The sequence below is a fragment of the Streptomyces sp. CBMA123 genome, assembly GCF_014596465.1.
GTDB lineage: Bacteria > Actinomycetota > Actinomycetes > Streptomycetales > Streptomycetaceae > Kitasatospora.
The window spans coordinates 1-498 of record NZ_MECK01000561.1 but is presented as its reverse complement, the minus strand read 5'-3'; the positions used below and the strand labels follow the sequence as shown (position 1 = coordinate 498).

Sequence of the window (498 nt, the reverse complement as noted above, 5' to 3'; positions counted from 1 at the left end):
CCCGCTACGCCCTCGGCCGGCTCGCCCTGCTGCTCGGCGCCGACGACCAGGCCCGCGAGCAGTTCACCGCCGCCCTGACCGTCCAACCCGCCTTCGCCCCCGCCCGGTTCGGCCTCGCCTTGGTCCACGAACGCGCCGAACGGCACGCCGAGGCCGCCGCCGACTACCGGGCCGGCCTCGGCCAGGCCCCCGACTGGCGCCCCGCCCGGGTCCGGCTCGGCGCCGCCCTGACCGCCGCCGGACAGGCCGCCGAGGCCGAACCGATCCTGCGCGCCGAGGCGGACGACCAGCCCGGCTCCCGCTGGAGCCGGATCGCCGCCTACCACCACGGCCTGGCCCTCGCCCGCACCGACGACCCGGCCGGCGCCCTCGCCCGCTGGGAACCGCTGGACGACCCCGAACTCCACGGCCGCCAGGCCCTCGCCCGCGACCGGCTCGCCCGCACCCGGCTGGCCACCGACCCGGCCGCCGGGTGCGGGCGAGCCGGTCGCGGGCGAG

The 498-nt window shown here is 80.9% G+C and carries 1 pseudogene; it reads left to right on the top strand.

The window, feature by feature from the left end:
* A pseudogene (locus BG452_RS37200) lies at nucleotides 1-498 on the top strand (hypothetical protein); the annotation flags it as partial.